The sequence below is a fragment of the Dactylosporangium sucinum genome (genome assembly GCF_014647515.1).
Classification (GTDB): domain Bacteria; phylum Actinomycetota; class Actinomycetes; order Mycobacteriales; family Micromonosporaceae; genus Dactylosporangium; species Dactylosporangium sucinum.
This window is the reverse complement of sequence record NZ_BMPI01000078.1, coordinates 31,978-48,693: the sequence shown is the minus strand read 5'-3', so window position 1 is coordinate 48,693 and position 16,716 is coordinate 31,978. Positions and strand designations below refer to the sequence as shown.

Annotated in this window: 17 protein-coding genes; 11 read left to right on the top strand and 6 right to left on the bottom strand. The window is 69.2% G+C overall.

All coding sequences use genetic code 11. The features are described 5' to 3' along the window. The 3 genes from IEZ31_RS47365 to IEZ31_RS47355 all read right to left on the bottom strand — a co-directional run. On the bottom strand, positions 1-387 hold a 387-nt coding region (locus IEZ31_RS47365), incomplete at its 3' end, for an alpha/beta fold hydrolase (protein WP_190256698.1). A gap of 143 nt (positions 388-530) precedes the next feature. Next, entirely contained in the window at positions 531-1,223 is a 693-nt protein-coding gene (locus IEZ31_RS47360; protein WP_190256697.1) for an alpha/beta fold hydrolase, read from the bottom strand. A gap of 143 nt (positions 1,224-1,366) precedes the next feature. Next, the gene (locus IEZ31_RS47355; protein WP_190256696.1) at positions 1,367-2,125 is read right to left on the bottom strand and encodes an IclR family transcriptional regulator; all 759 of its coding nucleotides are present in this window, start codon (positions 2,123-2,125) and stop codon (positions 1,367-1,369) included. Positions 2,126-2,224: 99 nt separating this feature from the next. Between IEZ31_RS47355 and IEZ31_RS47350 the strand changes: the two genes are divergently transcribed. Beyond that, the gene (locus IEZ31_RS47350) at positions 2,225-3,418 is read left to right on the top strand and encodes a 4-hydroxybenzoate 3-monooxygenase (RefSeq protein WP_190256695.1); all 1,194 of its coding nucleotides are present in this window, start codon (positions 2,225-2,227) and stop codon (positions 3,416-3,418) included. A gap of 9 nt (positions 3,419-3,427) precedes the next feature. Here IEZ31_RS47350 and IEZ31_RS47345 read toward each other — a convergent pair whose 3' ends face one another. Next, positions 3,428-4,384 carry a LysR family transcriptional regulator gene (locus IEZ31_RS47345; RefSeq protein ID WP_190256694.1) on the bottom strand — a complete coding sequence of 319 codons (957 nt, stop codon included), beginning with the start codon at positions 4,382-4,384 and terminating at the stop codon, positions 3,428-3,430. Between the two features lie 86 nt (positions 4,385-4,470). Here IEZ31_RS47345 and IEZ31_RS47340 point away from each other — a divergent pair, with 86 nt between their 5' ends. The 8 genes from IEZ31_RS47340 to IEZ31_RS47305 all read left to right on the top strand — a co-directional run bounded on the left by IEZ31_RS47340 (position 4,471) and on the right by IEZ31_RS47305 (position 13,305). Then, positions 4,471-5,580 (top strand): hypothetical protein, encoded by a 1,110-nt coding sequence (locus tag IEZ31_RS47340; RefSeq protein WP_190256693.1) that lies wholly within the window; start codon positions 4,471-4,473, stop codon positions 5,578-5,580. After that, positions 5,577-6,788, top strand: coding sequence for a DUF5624 domain-containing protein (locus IEZ31_RS47335; protein ID WP_229836959.1), 1,212 nt, complete (start codon positions 5,577-5,579; stop codon positions 6,786-6,788). Before IEZ31_RS47340 ends, IEZ31_RS47335 begins: the two co-directional genes overlap by 4 nt. Positions 6,789-6,857: 69 nt before the next feature. Next, positions 6,858-8,096, top strand: a complete 1,239-nt coding sequence (locus tag IEZ31_RS47330; protein ID WP_190256692.1) for an amino acid ABC transporter substrate-binding protein — start codon at positions 6,858-6,860, stop codon at positions 8,094-8,096. A gap of 41 nt (positions 8,097-8,137) precedes the next feature. After that, a complete protein-coding gene (locus IEZ31_RS47325) occupies positions 8,138-9,022 on the top strand; it encodes a branched-chain amino acid ABC transporter permease (protein ID WP_190256691.1) in 885 nt (294 codons plus the stop codon). After that, positions 9,019-10,863 (top strand): branched-chain amino acid ABC transporter ATP-binding protein/permease, encoded by a 1,845-nt coding sequence (locus IEZ31_RS47320; RefSeq protein ID WP_190256690.1) that lies wholly within the window; start codon positions 9,019-9,021, stop codon positions 10,861-10,863. Before IEZ31_RS47325 ends, IEZ31_RS47320 begins: the two co-directional genes overlap by 4 nt. Positions 10,864-10,877: 14 nt before the next feature. Continuing rightward, positions 10,878-11,630, top strand: coding sequence for an ABC transporter ATP-binding protein (locus tag IEZ31_RS47315; RefSeq protein WP_229836958.1), 753 nt, complete (start codon positions 10,878-10,880; stop codon positions 11,628-11,630). 53 nt (positions 11,631-11,683) lie between these two features. Continuing rightward, the gene (locus IEZ31_RS47310) at positions 11,684-12,427 is read left to right on the top strand and encodes an HpcH/HpaI aldolase family protein (protein WP_190256688.1); all 744 of its coding nucleotides are present in this window, start codon (positions 11,684-11,686) and stop codon (positions 12,425-12,427) included. Continuing rightward, on the top strand, positions 12,424-13,305 hold the full coding sequence (locus tag IEZ31_RS47305; protein ID WP_190256687.1) for an amidohydrolase family protein: 882 nt from the start codon (positions 12,424-12,426) through the stop codon (positions 13,303-13,305). The genes IEZ31_RS47310 and IEZ31_RS47305 overlap by 4 nt, the downstream gene beginning before the upstream one ends. Positions 13,306-13,442: 137 nt before the next feature. Here IEZ31_RS47305 and IEZ31_RS47300 read toward each other — a convergent pair whose 3' ends face one another. Then, the gene (locus tag IEZ31_RS47300; RefSeq protein WP_190256686.1) at positions 13,443-14,252 is read right to left on the bottom strand and encodes an anti-sigma-D factor RsdA; all 810 of its coding nucleotides are present in this window, start codon (positions 14,250-14,252) and stop codon (positions 13,443-13,445) included. Continuing rightward, a complete protein-coding gene (shbA, locus tag IEZ31_RS47295; protein ID WP_190256685.1) occupies positions 14,249-14,827 on the bottom strand; it encodes an RNA polymerase sigma factor ShbA in 579 nt (192 codons plus the stop codon). Before shbA ends, IEZ31_RS47300 begins: the two co-directional genes overlap by 4 nt. A gap of 164 nt (positions 14,828-14,991) precedes the next feature. Between shbA and IEZ31_RS47290 the strand changes: the two genes are divergently transcribed. Beyond that, entirely contained in the window at positions 14,992-15,957 is a 966-nt protein-coding gene (locus tag IEZ31_RS47290; protein ID WP_190256684.1) for an ABC transporter ATP-binding protein, read from the top strand. Further along, positions 15,954-16,715 carry an MlaE family ABC transporter permease gene (locus tag IEZ31_RS47285; protein ID WP_190256683.1) on the top strand — a complete coding sequence of 254 codons (762 nt, stop codon included), beginning with the start codon at positions 15,954-15,956 and terminating at the stop codon, positions 16,713-16,715. The genes IEZ31_RS47290 and IEZ31_RS47285 overlap by 4 nt, the downstream gene beginning before the upstream one ends. Position 16,716: the final 1 nt, after the last annotated feature.

The window sequence follows — 16,716 nt, the reverse complement described above, 5'->3', positions numbered from 1 at the left end:
CTTGACGTTGGCCTTACCGGCGGCGGCGTTGGTGATGACCGTTCCGCCCATGGAGTGGGCGACCAGCACGACCGGCCCGCTGATGGAGTCCAGCAGACTCCCGATGTAGGGGGCATCGGTGGGGATGCCCCGCAGCGGGTTCGAGCCCGCGATCGTGGTGTAACCCTTGTGTTGCAACTCCTGGATGGTCGCGTTCCAGCACGACGAGTCGGCGTAGCCGCCGTGCACCAAGACGATGGTCGGTTTCACCTTCGGGTTCTCCTTACTGGCAGCCGTTGGGGCTGCGGCCGCTACGGCCGTTCCCAGCGGGCTGGCTATCATCGCGGCCGACCCGGCCAACGCCGTTCCGGCGGCCAGGACCTGGCGGCGGGAAACGTTCTTACTCATGGGGCTCCTCACGGAATTGGGGGCAAAGGAATGAGCCCGACAGACAGCTCGCCGCTGCGCTGCCACGCGCGTGCGCGCGGCCTGCGTCATGACATCTGCGATGCGCGGACGAACCCTGTCCACCGGACCGTCGGCACGTGTGTTCACTCGATCGAACGTGCGGCCTCCGCGATGAGATCTGCCGTCGCGCGCGCCTGCGACAAGTACAGCGAATGGCTGGCGGCGACCTCCTTGACCGTCGCTCCCGCGCGGTCGGCCATTGCTCGCTGGGCCGGCGGCGGGATCATGCGATCCTCGGTCGCGACCAGGTACCACGAGGGCTTGTCGCGCCAGGCCGGTCGGGTGACGGCACCACCGAGCGCGTCGACACCCCACGGAACCTGCGAGTTGGCCATGAACAACGCCAGGCCCTCCGGCAGATCGGCCGCGAAGGCACTCGCGAACTTCTGCTTGTCGAGGAACAGGAAGCCGTCGACCGGCGGCATGATCGGGGGCGCCGGCGTGCCGGGCGGCGGGTTCGCGATCAGCGTGTTGACGGATTCACCGCGATCCGGCGCGAATGCCGCAATGTAGACGAGCGCGGCCACTCGGTCGTGATCGCCGGCCTCCGTCACGACCACACCACCATAGGAGTGGCCGACGAGGACCACCGGCGCGTCGGCGGCATCGATCACGCGGCGCGTGACAGCCACATCGTCAGCCAGCGACAGCGTTGGGTTCTGAACGACGCTGACCAGAAGCCCTTGCGCGATAAGCAGGTCATGAACCTGCTGCCAGCCCGAGCCGTCGACGAATCCTCCGTGGACGAGTACGACGTGGGCAGCCCGATTGCTCATGCTGGTCCCCCTGTGACCATCGAACGGGATTGGACACGGGGGACGCTAGGCCGAACGACTGCGCATCCAGTGCACAGTTAGTGATCGGCAACCCGGGCGCGCTCTGATACGGCCGGCAAGGGCAAGGTCGCCCGCGTCGACCCCTACGCCAGGGAGTTCAGGGTGCGACCGATGCCGTGCGCGGCTACGTTCAACGCCGAGACCAGACGCTGCTTGTCGCGCCGCAGACTGGGCACCACGATACCGAGGGCGGCGACGACGTCGGTCTCGTTGCGCCGGATCGGCACGGCTACCGAGCACGCGCCGAGCGTCATCTCCTCGACGGTGGTGGCGTAGCCGTCGGCGAGCACCGCGGTGAGCTGTGTGCGGAGCCGGGCCGGCTGGGTGATCGTGTACGGCGTGACCCGGGTCAGCGACGAGAGCACGACCCGCCGCACTTCCTCAGGCGCGTACGCGAGCAGCACCTTGCCGACGCCGGTCGCGTGCAGCGGCAGACGGGAGCCGACTCTGCTCACCACCGGGACGGAGCGCTTGCCGGACAGCCGGTCGAGGTAGAGCACCTCGGTCCCGTCCCGGACCGCGAGATGCACGGTCGCCAGCGTGGCCGCGTACAGGTCCTGCAGGAACGGCGCCGCCACCTCTCGGACATCCGTCTGCACCGGGGCCAGGAGGCCGATGTCCCACAGCCGTCGCCCGACGACGTAGTCGCCGTCATCCGTCCGGGCAAGCGCCCCCGACTTGGCCAGCTCGCCAACGAGTCGGTGGGCGGTGGCAAGCGGCAGGCCTGCACGGCGGGCCAGCTCGGTCAACGTCAACCGGGGATGGGCCGCGTCGAACGCGCCGAGCAACGCCATGGTCCTGGACACCACGGTCGCGCCCGGTTCGGAGGCGTTGCCAGCCATCGTCGTCCTTCCGCTCAGCGGAAGTCTAGCGTCGACGCGGTCCCCCGCCCGTCCGTAACGTCAGGGCCCGCTCGTCGACGACACCGGGAAGGACCCAGCATGAACGCCAACGTCACCAATACAACCGTCGGAATCGTCGGCGGCGGCCCGGCCGGCCTCATGCTGTCGCACCTGCTCGCCATCGCCGGCATCCCCTCCGTCGTCGTCGACAACCGCACCCGCCTCGACATCGAGCGCACGGTGCGTGCCGGCATCCTCGAAGCCGACAGCGTCAGGCTCCTCGTCGACACCGGGGTCTCCGACCGGGTCCACCGCGACGGCGTCGCACACGACGGCATCGACCTGCGCTTCGGCGGCGCGAGCCACCGCATCGCCTTCAAGGCGCTCATCGGCGAGTCTGCCTGGCTGTACCCCCAAACAGACGTCTTCATCGACCTCGCAGACGCCCGCGCGCGCGACGGTGGTGACGTCCGCTTCGGCGTCACCAACACCCGCGTCATCGACGTCACCCGCGACCGGCCCGGCATCCTCTACGACGGCGGCAACGGAACTGCGCACGAAATCCGCTGCGACTACCTCGTCGGGGCAGACGGGTCCCGATCGATCTGCCGCTTGGAGGTCCCCGAATCCATCCGCACGCACTACTTCCGCGAGTACCCCTTCGCCTGGTTCGGAATCCTCACCGAAGCACCCAAGAGCGCGACCGAGCTCGTCTACAACCACTCAGCACGCGGCTTCGCCCTGATCAGCCAGCGCACGGAAACGCTGCAGCGCATGTACTTCCAGTGCGACCCGTCCGACCGCATCGACGCATGGTCCGACGACCGTATCTGGGACGAACTTCAGACCAGAGTCGCCGGGGCCGACGGATTCAGCCTCAACGAAGGGCCGATCACATCCAAGGCCGTCCTTCCGTTCCGTAGCTTCGTCGCCGAACCCATGCGATACGGACGTCTGCTGCTCGCCGGCGACGCCGCCCACACCGTCCCGCCGACCGGCGCCAAGGGCCTCAACCTCGCGCTAGCAGACGTCCGTGTGCTCGCCGAGCTGCTCGAACGGGCCATCCTCAGCAAGGACGACGACGCACTCGACGAGTACGGCCCGCGCGCGCTGGAGCGCGTCTGGAAGGCACAGCACTTCTCCTACTGGATGACGACAATGCTGCACACGCTCCCGAGCGCCACGGACTTCGACCTGCGCCGCCAGCTCGGCGAGCTGTCATCGGTGGCCGGTTCCGTCGCCGGCTCCACGTACCTCGCCGAGGGCTACACCGGATGGCCGGCCAGGAGCTGATCCCGGCCGTCACGACGCCGGGGCAACCGGGGGTGCGACCTGGGCGCCCGTCCTCGACCGGGTGAACGGCGACTCCGCGACCGCCTTGTGCACCGCCTTCACGACGACGGCCACCTCGTGCAGGTTCTCGTCGCCCGCACGGACGGCCAGGATGCTGTACCGGCGCATGTGCATGCCCTCGATCGGCAACCTGGCGATCCTTCCTGCCGGTGCGGCCGGCGTCAGCTCGGGTGCCAGGGTGATGCCCCAGCCCACGCCGACCAGTCCGAGCGCGGTCGCGACGTCGTGCACCGATGCGTTCACGCGCGGCCGGAATCCTGCCTCCGCGCAGAGCCCGACCGACAACGGGCCGAGGGAGTTGTTCTGGCACATGACCCACCCCTCGGTCTCGAGTTCGTCCGGGGAACACCGGTCCCGGCCGGCAAGCCGGTGGTCGGCCGGCGTGCACAACAGCAACGGGTCGCTGCCGAGGATCCACTCCCGGAGCCCGGGATCCGACGGCGGGGTCGTCGGGGCGAACCGGGACACGATCGCCATGTCCAACCGGCCCTGACGCAGGCCGTCGGCATACTCGGTTTCGGTGACCGCCGCCAAGGTCAACTCTAGTCGTGGGTACCGGTGGCGGACCTGCGTCAGGGCGGTGCTCATGATCGCCGGCCCCTCCCGGAAGGCGATCCCGATCGTGAGCGAACCGGTGACCTCCCCGGTCGCCTGCCGCAGCACCGCCTCCGCCGCGCGGAGCTCCACGAGGATTCGTTCGGTGTGCTCGAGCAACTTGCGGCCGAGCGGTGTCACCGTGACCGTCTTGCCGCCCCTGATGAGCAGCGTCGCGCCCGTCGCGCGCTCAAGTGCGGACATCTGCTGCGAAATCGCCGAACGGGTGTAGCCCAGTTCGCGCGCCGCCGCGGCGATGGAACCGTGCGCGGCGACCGCGCGCAGAACGATCAGCTTTTCTGTGTCCAGCATGCGTCAATCCTGTTAACGGAGGGTGCTCCCAAGCGTGAACGTAGCCTACTTGCGACGCAGGTCACAGCCACGTTCCAATCTGTCGCATGCAGGCATCGCTCCGCGAAATCCAGCGGATTCCGACCTCGGGCGCCCGAGCCGTGAAGTCCTTCACGGTCGGCGGTCTCGACCTCCTGGCGATCCCCCAACTGGCCTACGACGTGCCGGGCGGAGTCATCGGCATGAATGCCGGGGACAGCGAGACCGCCCTCCTGCTGCTGCGCCGCCGCGGCGATGAGTACGTCCCGCACGCGGAGCTACCGGGGCCTGGCGGCGAGGACGCTGAGCTCTTCCGCATCGGAGACCGGACCTTCCTCGCGGTCGCCTGCATCCGGACCGGCTCGGGCCCCTACCGGTTCGACACCGAGTCCCTCGTCTACGAGTGGTCGGGGGGAGAGTTCCGGCTGTTCCAGAAGATTTCGACCGTGGCGGCGAAGCAGTTCAAGCACTGGCGGGCCGGCGACCGCCATTTCCTCGGCCTCGCCCAGGGCCTCGGACTCCACGACTTGGGCGTCGACAACCGCGACTCGATGATCTTCGAGTGGGATGGGACGTCGTTCGTCGAGTTCCAGCACATCCCGTCGCGCTGGGCGTACAACTGGCACCCGTTCGAGGCCGGCGGCGACCTCTTCGTGGCACACGCAGACCACGCCGGGCCCAGCACCCTGTACCGGTGGAACTCGGACAGGTACGTGCCGCACCAGGAGCTCCTGCCCGCGGGCGGGCGCGCCTTCGCCGACTTCGTGCGGGACGGCGTTCACTTCCTCGTGGCCGTCAGCATCGCCAATCAGCCCGTCGTGATGGCCTATGACGGTGGACGTTTCGCTCCTGCCGGCACGTTGACCGGTCCGGGGGCCCGGGAGGTCAAGGTCGTCGAGGTTGACGGGCAGGGTTACCTGATCCGGATCAACTTCATCACGGGAACGCCGATGCTCCCCCAGCCGTCCCTCAAGTCACAGATCTACGCGATCGGCCGCGGCGGGAGGCTCGGGGTCGTTGCCGAGTTCCCCACCAGCGGAGGCACGGACGCCGACGTCATCGCGATCGAAGACGGCAGCGTCCGGTTCGCCGTGTCGAACGGGCTGTCGGGCGACGTGCGGTTCGCGACGGAGTCTGTGATCTACGAGTTCCGCCCCAATGTCCGGGAGACGGTGTGAGGACCGACCCGATGCCGAGCCCGGAGCTGATCGGGCTCTACCAGACCTACACCGCCTCCGCCGAGAGCATCGGCGCCCGCCTGGCCTCGCTGGCTGAGGCTGCGAATGCCGAGCGTCCGCTCATCGTCGTGACCCACGGGGACATCGCGCTGTACGCCGGCGGCGGCGCCCCGCCCGTCATCGAAGGCTTCCGCCTCCAGACGCGCGGCTTCAAGGAGCTCGCGGCGATCTCTCACCTCGGTCCCGCGGTCGCCACGGTGGCGCGGATGAAGGCGCTGGCGCCGGACGGATCGTGGCGGTCGGAGGCCGCCCGCCTGATCGAGGCTTCGCGTGCCGCACGCGAGGCGAACTCACGGGAGTTGTGGGCCGACCGGATCGCCCTGGCGGCCTTCTCCGGGCGCGAGGGCAGCATCGCCCGCATGGTCGACTACACGTGCCGCCGGGCAGAGGAGTTCCTGTGGCAGGCGCTCCGGGACGAGGACTACCTGGATGCGGCCGCGGTACGTCGCGACTATCTGGCTGGCCCGGCTGCGCTCCTGCCGGTCCCGGTCAACCGGGTCATGGTGGCGACGTTCTTCCTGTCGGGACTCGACCTGGCCCACCGGCTCATCCGGTGGTTCGACGCGCAGGACCTCGCGTGGGAGAGCGCGATGGTTCTCGTGGCCGGGCAGCAGGGCCGCCCAACGGCAGGCGTCACGGTGGAAAGCAACAGCGTCGCCAAGGTGATCCGCACCGTCTCTCGCGGACGCCTGCCTCGGCGCAACCTGCTGATCGCGCCGCACGCACCGGTCTTCCCCCTGTACGACGGAACGGACGTGAAGGAGGCGGCTGCACTCGAGCCCGCCTACCGACGCCTCTGGTCCGCGGTCATGGCCACCGCCGATCTCGGCGAGGACATGTTCGCCGGCTACCCGCGTTTCGACCCGGACCAGGCCGCCGCGTCGCGGCCCGCTGACGGGCCGTCGTCGGCCGTCGCGGAAATGCCGCCCATCGGGGCGCCGGACGACTGGCTCGCCCTCACCACCCGGCTTCGAGTGGTGCTTGAAGACCCTCGGCAGTTGCTTTCGGGCGCTGTCACGGACTACGCGAGCCAACAGCTCGTCGACAACGACAACGACCCCCGCCGGGTCGTCGTCCCCGGCCTCGATGGTGAGCCCTATCCCGAACTCACCCCTGCGACCCCGAACGCCGCCACGAGCGCCCCCTGACCATCTGACCATCCGCGCTCAGGCGCCGCCCATGAACACACGCCGGCCGTGGACCACGAGGAGTCAAAAATGCTGCGCAACCACTACTTCACCCGCTTACGCCGCGTTGCTGCGGCGGCCGCGGTGGCTTCCCTGATCGCACTCACCGCGGCCTGCGGAATCACGGGCGGCGACAACAAGAGCTCGGACTCCGACGATCCCATCGTCATCGGCATGTCGCTGCCGCTGACCGGTCCCGTTGCCGACCGCGCCAAGCCCGGCATGGAGGGATACCAGTACTGGGTCGACGAACTGAACGAGAAGGGTGGCCTGCTCGGCCGCAAGGTCGAGCTGAAGGTCCTGGACGACGGATTCGACCAGCAGACCGCGGTCTCCGACTACAACCGCCTCATCTCGCAGGACAAGGTGGACCTCCTGCTCGGCACGTTCTCCTCCGACCTCAACGTCGCCGTTGCCCCCATCGCGGAGCGCTTCGGATACGTGTACGTCGAGCCCTCGGGCGGTGCGGACGAGATCTTCGAGCGCGGCTTCAAGTACCTGTTCTTCGCGCAGCCTGCCACGACCCAGAAGCTGCCGGACCGCTTCGTTGACCTGATCGAGTCGATGCCCGCGGCCGAGCGGCCCCAGACGCTCGCGCTGGTCCAGATCGACGACCCCAACACCACGCAGGCGGCAGGCCTGTTCAAGCAGCAGCTCGGCGCGCTCGGTGTGCGGACGGTCTACGACGAGACCTACGCCCCCGACACGTCGAACTTCGACTCGATCGCCAGCTCGATCAAGCAAAAGAACCCGGACCTCGTGATCAACGGCGCGATCGCCGTGGACGGCATGTCCCTGATCCAGTCGATGCAGAAGGTCGGATTCGCGCCCAAGATGCTCTACCAGATGAACGCGCCGACTGACCCGACGTACGTGAAGACGGTCGGTACGGCGAACACCGAGGGGATCTTCACCTATCTCGGGTGGAGCCCCGAGGCGACGTACCCGACCAACGCAGGCTTCGTGTCCGGGTACACCAAGAAGTACGGCTACGCCCCCAGCGAGGACGCCGCCAACTCGTACACGGCCGGACAGGTGCTGGCGACCGCGGTCAAGGCTGTGGGCAGTCTCGACCAGGTCAAGATCCGCGACTGGCTCCACGCGAACCCGGTCGACACGATTGTCGGCACGCTCAAGTGGGACGAGAGCGGACGCCCGCAGGGCGACATGCTCCTCGGTCAGTTCCAGAAGGGCAGCATCGAGATCGTCGCGCCGAAGGATGCGGCAACCACCGAGACGGTGATCAACCCGAAGCCCACCTGGCAGTAACCACTGCCGGCCGCCCGACCGTTCAGCCACCGGAGAGAGCCGTGACGCACCTGATCCAAACGCTCGTCCTGGGCCTCCTCGTGGGAGGTGTCTACGCCCTGATGTCGTCAGGCTTCACCCTGGTGTTCGGCGTCATGAGGATCATCAACCTCGCCCACGCCGCGATGATCGTCCTCGCCGCGTTCCTCACCTGGTGGGTCTGGGACCGGACGGGCATCGACCCGCTGCTGCTGGGGGTCCTGGCGACGCCGATCATGTACGGCGTCGGGTGGGTGTTCTACCGGGCGGTCATCGCACGGGTCCACCGAGTTGATCACGAGCTGGCGATGGTGGCCTCGTTCGGGGCCGCCATCGCCGCGGGCGGCGTGATAGCCCTCATCTGGGGGGCCGACCTCCACCTGGCCACCCCCGACTACTTCAACAAGTCCTTCACCGTGGGATCCGTCGTCGTGCCGCGGGCCCAGCTGTACGCCTGCCTGGGTGCGATCGCACTGCTCGTCGCGCTGTACGTGCTGCTGAGAAGCACCTATCTCGGCCGGGCCATCCGGGCGTGCTCGGTCAATCGGGACAGCGCGGCCCTGGTGGGCATCAACATCGAGCGGACGATGGCTCAGATGTTCGCGATCGGTGCCGCGACCACCGGATTCGGCGGCGGCGCGTTGTCGGTCATCTACCAGTTCTTCCCCGAGTCCCACTTCATCTGGATCGGTCGAATCCTCTGCGTCGTCATTCTGGGCGGGCTCGGCAGCCTGTTCGGCGCCGGTCTCGGTGCGGCGATCCTCGGGGTGGGCGAGGCACTGACTGCTGCTTACGTCGACACGCAGTGGGCCACCACCGTCCCGTACATCCTGATCATCACCATTCTCCTCGTACGTCCGCGGGGCCTCCTGGGCAGCAGGCACCGAGCAGACGGAGGACACGCGTGAACCAGCACACCGACACCACATCCAGCTTCGCCGTACGCCTGGCGAGGTCGAGGACCTGGCTGATCGCCGCCGGCATCGTCTTCGTGGGCAGCATCCCGCTGCTCACTCCCAGCTCGTACATCCAGAACGTCCTCATCCTCACGTTCCTCATGGCCGTCCTCGGCCTTGGCTGGAACATCATGGCCGGGTACACCGGGTACGTCAGCCTCGGCCACAGCGCGTTCATCGGCGTCGGTGGCTACACCGCCGGAATCCTCGCCGAGCGATGGGACGTTTCCCCATTCCTCGTGGCCCCGCTGGGAGGCGTGGCCGCGGCGCTCGTGGCGCTCGGCCTCGGCCTCACCACGAGCCGGACCCGCGGACCCGCCTTCGTGATCGTCTCATTCGCCATGCTCGAACTCCTTGGCCTGCTCACCCGGAACTTCTCGTCGCTGACCGGCGGAAGCAAGGGCCTCGCGATGCCCCTGCCCCGGTGGGACCTCACGTTCTACAACTGGCCCTTCTACTACTCCCTGTTCGCCCTGGTCCTGCTCAGCCTGCTGATGACCCGAGCGATCCGGCGGTCCAAGTTCGGGCTCGGATTGGTGGCGATCCGCGACGACGAGGACAAGGCAGCCGGAATCGGCGTCGTCACACCCGTCTACAAGAGCCTGGCGTTCATGGCGAGCGCGGTGCTTGTCGGCGTGGCGGGCGCGATCTACGGCTACTACCTCAGCTACCTGTCGATCAGCACGATGTTCGACATCGTCCTGTCGATGCAGGTCGTGCTCGCGGTGCTGATCGGCGGACGGGGGACGATCTGGGGGCCGGTTCTCGGCGCGTGCATCATCGTTCCCCTCTCGGAGGCGACCAACACGACGATGGGCGGCTCCCACGCGGGCGCTTTCCGCCTCATCATGTTCGGCGGGCTCCTGCTCCTGGTGACACTGGCCCTGCCGCGCGGCATCATCCCCACCGTCGAAGCGTGGTGGCGGCGCAGGACCGCAGGCCCGGTCAGCCCCACCGGTGCCCGGCTGGTCGAAACCACACTTCCGGACGTGCCTGGCAGTCTCCGGCGCCCCGCGGATGCGGCCGCCGCCGTCCTCGACGCCGAGGAGATCGTCATGAGGTTCGGCGGACTGCTCGCGCTCGACAAGGCGACCGTGTCCATCCCCCGCGGCTCGATCACGGCGCTGATCGGCCCGAACGGCTCTGGAAAGACGACGCTCTTCAACGTCATCGACGGCACCTACACCCCGACAGCCGGCCGTGTGCTCCTCGAGGGCGCCGACGTGTCGGGGCTCAACCGGACCCGGCGCGCCTTCAAGGGCATCGGACGCACGTACCAGCTCCCGCGCCTGTTCAACAGCATGACGGCGCTCGAGAACGTGGCCGCTGTGAACTCCTCGTTCAGCATCCGCCGTCTGGCCAAGTCCGCGGTGTCGGGCGCCGAAGCGGCCCGCGCCACCGAGCTTCTGGAGTTCGTCGGCCTGGCCGAGTATGTGCACGAGAAGGCGACAGACATGTCGTACGGGCAACGGAAGCTCGTGGAGCTCGCACAGGTGCTGATGCTCGATCCCGCCATCATCCTGCTCGACGAGCCGGCCGCCGGCATCAACCGCACACTGCTCAAGCGCCTCAGCGGACTCATCACCGCCCTGCACGGCAGCGGCCGGACGATCGTCATCGTCGAGCATGACATGGAGTTCGTGCTCAGCCTCGCCGACCACGTCACGGTGCTGGCACGCGGCCAGGTCGTCGCCACCGGCGACCCCGCCCACGTCAGCAGCGATCCCCGCGTCCTCGAGGCGTACCTGGGCGACGACTTCGTCCTCGAAGGCGCGAACGGAAGGCCAGCATGATCGAGTTCCGGAACGTGTACGCCGGCTACGGCGGAGGAGACGTCCTGCAGGGCCTCGACCTGAAGGTCGAAGACGGCAGCATCACCTGCATCGTTGGACCGAACGGAGCGGGCAAGTCAACGGTGCTGCGCGTCCTCAGCGGTCTGATCCACCCCCGGGTCGGCGAAGTCCGCCTGGGTGGAGCCGCCATCCACGACAAGAGTCCCGCCGCCGTCCTGGCCGCGGGCATCGCGCAGGTCCCACAGCACAACGCGCTGTTCGGCAACCTCACCGTCCACGACAACATGCTGCTCGGCGGCTACATTCTGCGCCGCAACCGGCGCGCGGTGCGCAGACGGGTCGACGAGCTCGCCGAAATCTTCCCGACCGTCGCCGAGCGGGCTCACGAGAAGGCCTTGAACCTTTCCGGCGGCCAGCGCCGCATCGTCGAGTTCGCCAGGGCGCTCATGACCGGTCCGAGCGTCCTCGTCCTCGACGAGCCCACCCTTGGGCTCGACCCCAAGACATGCCAGGCGGTCTTCGAGACCACGAAGAAGATCAACTCGCTCGGTACCACCATTCTCATGGTCGAGCAGAACGTCCGTTTCGGCCTCAAGCTCGCCTCGCACGGCGTCGTCATGGAACGCGGCCGCGCCCTCCTCGCCGAGCCTGCCGACGACCTGCTCAGGCGCCCCGACATGGGAGCCATGTTCTTCGGCCACGGCATCGAGGATCCGACCGCCGCCCCGCAGATCGCCACCGCAAGCACAGACAGCAGCGGAGCCTGACCGTGCAAACGAGCGATTTCCTCGGACGCTTGCGTCGTGGCCGGCAGATCCTGATGCTCGGCATCCGCCAGGCGCGAACCACCGACATCATCCGGATGGCCAAGTCCTCCGGACACCACGCCGTGATGATCGACCTGGAGCACTCCTCGATGTCCGTGCAGACGGCGTGCGAACTCAGTGCGGCCGCCGGCGACCTGGGGATGTCCGCATTCGTGCGAGTGCCCGAGCGAGACTACGGGACGATCGGTCGTGTCCTCGATGGCGGCGCGCACGGTGTGGTCGCGCCGCGGATCGAAACCGGCGCTCAGGCGCTCGAGATCGCCCGATCATGCCGGTTCCCCCCGGTGGGCCAGCGCTCGCAGGTCGGCACGGTGCCCCTGTTCGGCATGCGACCGACCCCGGCCGACCACCTCAACCCAGCCGTGGACGCCCGCACTGTCGTTCAGATCATCGTCGAGACCCCCACCGCGATCGCCAACGTCGACGACATCGCGGCGCAGGAAGGCGTCGACATCGTGGTGCTGGGCGCCAACGACTTCACCGCCGAGCTCGGGATCCCGGGACAGTACGACCACCCGGCCCTCGACGAAGCAGTGGCCGCAACGGCCGCCGCCTGCAAGCAGCACGACAAGCTGTTCATGCTCGCCGGAATCGGCAACCCCGAACGGTACAACCAACTCGCGTCACGCGGGGCCTGCCCGCTCATCCTCACGGGCATGGACGCGGATCTGCTGTACCGAGCCCTCGCGGCACGCGTCGACTCCCTCGACAACCACGTCCAGGAAGGACGCCGATGACCGCGATCCCGTTGCAGACCTCGCCCATGCGGCCTGCCGACACGAACACGCCACCCTCCTTCGAACTGCCGGCGGGTGCGTGCGACGCCCACCTCCACGTCTTCGAGCACGGCTATCCGCACGTCGACAAGCCGCTGTACACCTTCCCCGACGGCAACCTCGAGCAGTACTTCGCGATGGCCGGCTTCCTGGGCCTCGCACGCGGCGTGCTGGTCCAGCCGACCTTCTACGCCGACGACAACTCCCTTGCCGTCGACGTTCTGCGGAAGGCCGGTGGAAGGCTCCGGGCGGTCGTGCGCGTCGGGGAGGACGTCACTGACGAGACGCTCGACGCCTACCACGAACTGGGTGTGCGCGCGATCCGCCTGGACCTTTTCGCGCGCGCGGACCAGCCCGTCCGTGACCTCGAGGCGTACATCACGCGCATGGCCGCCCGGACCCGGCCGCGCGGCTGGCACCTGCAGTTCTACACGCCGGGGCGCGTCGTCAGGGACCTGCTCCCGTTCCTGGAGACCTTCGAAGACACCTTCATGATCGACCACATGGGCTACATGAAGGAAGAGGAGGGCCTGACGGCCGCTGACTCCGAACGGATGCTCAGGGTCTTCGCCGACAACGAGAACTGTTGGATCAAACTGTCGGGTGCGTACCGGATCGCCAAGGACCGTCCGTTGTCCAGCGTCAGGAGCCTGGGTCGATCCCTCGTGGCAACGTGCGCCGACCGGTTGACCTGGGGCTCCGACTGGCCGCACCTTCCCAACGGCCAGCGCGACACCGGTGAACTGCTGAACCTGCTCGCCGACTGGGCACCCAACGCGGAAGACCGTCGGAAGATCCTGGTCGCCTCGGCCGACCGGCTGTTCTTCGATCGCACCTGACGGTGGCGGCCCGCCGGATCAGGTCGGCGGCCGGGCTCGGTCTCGGGTTCACAGGGCCGCGAGCGGCCCGGGCCGATGCCTCGTCCTCGCTGGGATTGAACCGGCCAGGTCGGGCTGCCCAGGCTTGCACGGGATCGTCAGGGCAAGCCGGGCAGCGGTATCGACGAGGGCAACGGCAGGGTCGGCAGGAGCGACGGCAGGTTGGGGACGGGGATGCCCGGGGCCGGCGACTGGCCGCCGCCACCGGGTCCGCCCGTGGTGGTGCCGGGCGACGGCGCGGGGCTCGGCCCGGTGGTGCCTGGTGTGGGGCCGCCGCCGGTGGACGACGGCTGCGCCGTCGGGGCGGGCGCGGCGGGCAGCGACCGACGGAGCTCGTCGATCTGGTCGAGCAGCCGCTGGCGCGTCGCCGGATCGCCGACCTGCTGTGCGTAGCCGGTGGCGGTGTCGAGCAGGCGGCGGGCCTCGTCGTAGCGCCCGGCCGCGGCCGCGTCGGCGGCCTGCGCGATGGCGTGCTCCGCGGCACGGGTGTCGACGACCTGCGGGTACAGCACCCGGGTGATCGGCCACAACGGACCGTCCGGGCCCGACCGGTGTGCGCCGAGGGCCAGGCCGCCGAGGATCAGCGCGGCCGCCGCCACGCCGGCGAAGGCTCGGCGCAGGGCCGTGCCGCGCCGCCGGAGCGGCACGGGCTCGGCCACCTCGTCGTCGGCGTCCGGCTCGACGGGCACGGTCTCGACGGGCACGTTCAGGATGTCGCCGGTGGAGATGCCGTCCGGGGGAAGGTCGGTGTCGAGGTCGGCCCGCCAGGCGGCGAGCAGGCCGGCGAGGTCGTCGCCGTCGGGCGCCGGCTCGCCCCGGCCGAGGGCGTCGAGCAGCACGTCGTCGGCCTGGACCGCCGCCAGGTCGACGGGCTGCTCGCCGGGACCGTACGCTTGCTGTCCGTTCACGCCGCCACCTCGCCCAACGTGTCACCAGCCAGCGTACGCAGCCGGGCCAGGGCCCGGGACTGGGCGACCCGGACCGCCGGCGCCGACATACCGACGATCACGCCGACCTCCTCGGCCGGCAGCCCGACCGCCACCCGCAGCAGGACGATCTCCCGCTGCTGCTCGGGCAGCCGGGCCAGCAGCCCGGACAGGCGCCGTGCCACGTCGGTGTTCATCGCCTGCTGCTCGGGGCCCGGCGCCGCGTCGGGGCGGTCGGCGAGCGTGTCGACGGGCGTGGTTCCGGCGTCGCGGACGGCGGCGCGCTGAGCGTCGGCGACCTTGTGCGCGGCGATGGCGTAGACGAAGGCGGTGAACGGGCGGCCCTGGTCACGGTAGCCGGGCAGGGCCCGCAACAGCGCCAGGCACACCTCCTGGGCGACGTCGTCGGCGGTCGTGTAGGCCCCGCCGACGCGGCCGAGCCGGGCCCGGCAGTACCGGACGATACCGGGGCGGAGCTGGGCGAGCAGGGCTGCCGTGGCGTCCGGATCGGCCCGCAGGGCCCGATCCACCAGGTCTTGTTCGATCGCTGCCGTCATGGCGTGGGGTGTGCCGCCTTCATTACCGGGGGGTAACGGCACCGTATCCGCCGACGTCCGATTGCGCCAGCCGGGCGGTGCTCGCGAAAAAAGTCTCCGCCGAGGTGTTACGCCCGGCGGCGCTGCCGCGATATCTCCGGCAAGGGTTCGGGCAGGGAGGCCGGATGGGCGTCGAAGTGCGGGTTGAAGGGCTCACCAAGTCCTTCGGCGGCCAGCCGGTGTGGTCCGACGTGTCGCTGACGCTGCCGGCCGGCGGGATATCGGTCCTGCTCGGACCCTCCGGCACGGGCAAGTCGGTGTTCCTCAAGACACTGGTCGGGCTGCTGCCGCCGGACCGGGGCGCGATCTGGATCGGCGATCACGACCTCACCCGCCTCACCGAGCGGGAGCTGTACGAGGTGCGCAAACTCTTCGGCGTGCTGTTCCAGGACGGCGCCCTGTTCGGCTCGATGAACATCTACGACAACGTCGCGTTCCCGCTGCGCGAGCACACTCGCAAGCCGGAGCGGGAGGTCCGGGCGATCGTCGGCGAGAAGCTCGAGATGGTCGGCCTGCTCGGCGCGGAGCGGAAGCTGCCCGGCGAGATCTCCGGCGGCATGCGCAAGCGCGCCGGCCTGGCCCGCGCGCTGGTGCTCGACCCGGAGGTCGTCCTGTTCGACGAGCCCGACTCGGGTCTCGACCCGGTGCGCACCGCGTATCTCAACCAGCTGATCATCGACCTCAACCAGCAGATCGACGCGACGTTCCTGATCGTCACGCACGACATCAACACCGCCCGGACGGTCCCCGACAACATCGGCCTCATCTACCACGGTCACCTGGCGATGTTCGGACCCCGGGAGATGCTGCTGTCGAGCACCGAGCCGGTCGTCCGGCAGTTCCTCAACGCGCAACGGATCGGCCCGATCGGCATGGCCGAGGAGAAGGACGCCGACGAGCTGCGGGCCGAGGCCGACGCGGGGGTGGAACTGCCGCCACTGCCGGCGATCCCGCTGCAGCTGCAGCCGTCGAACGGGCTCCCCCGGCGCGCTGAACGCCTGCCCGGCCAATGGTGTTTCCACCACGGGGTGACCCCGCCGCCGGGATCCTTCGGCAGCGACCGGGGCCGCGACCTGGGTGGCGTCCGATGACCACGCCGCTGCGCCGGTCCGGGCTGTTCTTCGCGTTCTGCCTCGACGCGCTGCGCGGGCTGGCCCGCCGGCCGTTCCAGGTGCGCGAGTTCCTGCAGCAGGCGTGGTTCGTCAGTTCGGTGTCGATCCTGCCCGCGGCGCTGGTCTCGGTCCCGTTCGGCGCGGTCATCGCGTTGCAGCTCGGCTCGCTGGTCCGCCAGCTCGGCGCCCAGTCGTTCACCGGGGCGGCGTCGGTGCTCGCCGTGGTGCGCGAGGCCGGGCCGATCGTCACCGCGCTCATCATCGCCGGCGCGGGCGGCTCGGCGATCTGCGCCGACCTCGGCGCCCGGAAGATCCGCGAGGAGCTCGACGCGATGGAGGTGCTCGGCATCGACCCGCTGCACCGGCTCGTCGCGCCGCGCATCGCCGCGACCATGCTCGTCGCGGTCCTGCTCAACGGCCTCGTCAGCGTCGTCGGCGTGGCCGGCGGCTACTGCTTCAACGTCGTCATGCAGGGCGGCACGCCCGGCGCCTACCTCGCGAGTTTCCAGGCGCTGGGGCAGTTGCCGGACCTGATCGTCGGGGAGATCAAGGCGCTGATGTTCGGTGCCGTGGCGGCGCTCGTCGCGTCGTACAAGGGCATCACCGCGCGCGGCGGGCCGAAGGGCGTCGGTGACGCGGTCAACCACAGCGTCGTCATCACCTTCATGTTGCTGTTCGCGCTGAACTTCGTCATCACCGCCGTGTACTTCCAGGTCGTACCGCAGAAGGGAAGCTGAG

Excerpts from the sequence above, each read along its gene's own strand:
- IEZ31_RS47305 (WP_190256687.1), top strand. The coding sequence starts at position 12,424 with ATGACCGCGATCCCGTTGCAGACCTCGCCCATGCGGCCTGCCGACACG.
- IEZ31_RS47340 (WP_190256693.1), top strand. The coding sequence starts at position 4,471 with ATGCAGGCATCGCTCCGCGAAATCCAGCGGATTCCGACCTCGGGCGCC.
- IEZ31_RS47345 (WP_190256694.1), bottom strand. The coding sequence starts at position 4,384 with ATGCTGGACACAGAAAAGCTGATCGTTCTGCGCGCGGTCGCCGCGCAC.
- shbA (WP_190256685.1), bottom strand. The coding sequence starts at position 14,827 with ATGACGGCAGCGATCGAACAAGACCTGGTGGATCGGGCCCTGCGGGCC.
- IEZ31_RS47330 (WP_190256692.1), top strand. The coding sequence starts at position 6,858 with ATGCTGCGCAACCACTACTTCACCCGCTTACGCCGCGTTGCTGCGGCG.
- IEZ31_RS47290 (WP_190256684.1), top strand. The coding sequence starts at position 14,992 with ATGGGCGTCGAAGTGCGGGTTGAAGGGCTCACCAAGTCCTTCGGCGGC.
- IEZ31_RS47355 (WP_190256696.1), bottom strand. The coding sequence starts at position 2,125 with ATGGCTGGCAACGCCTCCGAACCGGGCGCGACCGTGGTGTCCAGGACC.
- IEZ31_RS47360 (WP_190256697.1), bottom strand. The coding sequence starts at position 1,223 with ATGAGCAATCGGGCTGCCCACGTCGTACTCGTCCACGGAGGATTCGTC.
- IEZ31_RS47350 (WP_190256695.1), top strand. The coding sequence starts at position 2,225 with ATGAACGCCAACGTCACCAATACAACCGTCGGAATCGTCGGCGGCGGC.
- IEZ31_RS47310 (WP_190256688.1), top strand. The coding sequence starts at position 11,684 with ATGCTCGGCATCCGCCAGGCGCGAACCACCGACATCATCCGGATGGCC.
- IEZ31_RS47285 (WP_190256683.1), top strand. The coding sequence starts at position 15,954 with ATGACCACGCCGCTGCGCCGGTCCGGGCTGTTCTTCGCGTTCTGCCTC.